Origin of the sequence: Rhizobium ecuadorense (assembly GCF_001187535.1) — a bacterium.
GTDB lineage: Bacteria > Pseudomonadota > Alphaproteobacteria > Rhizobiales > Rhizobiaceae > Rhizobium > Rhizobium ecuadorense.
The window spans coordinates 1-307 of record NZ_LFIO01000616.1; the positions used below are offsets into that span (position 1 = coordinate 1).

Genomic DNA, 307 nt, shown 5'->3' on the forward strand with positions numbered 1-307 from the left:
CAAACGGCTCGGCCACTTCGTCACCGAATCCAGCGAGCATTTCTCCGAGTATACCTCCTGGTACATCAAGGAGGGACGAGGGGATCTGATTGATCAGCTCAATATCCCGTTGGACGAATACATCCGGCGCTGCGAAGTGCAGATCAAAGAGTGGCATGCCTTGCGCAAGGAACTGGAAGGCGACAAGCCGATCGAGGTGTGCCGCAGCAATGAATACGCGGCCGGCATCATTCATGCCGCAGTAACCGGCAACCCGGCGCTGATATACGGCAATGTGCCAAACAACGGCCTGATCGAGAATCTGCCC

At 56.4% G+C, this 307-nt stretch carries 1 protein-coding gene; it reads left to right on the forward strand.

Features of this window, described 5'->3' with window-relative positions; translation table 11 throughout:
• Nucleotides 1–307 (forward strand): family 4 glycosyl hydrolase (locus tag AF337_RS12350; protein WP_483150626.1); only part of this gene is annotated, 307 nt, incomplete at both ends.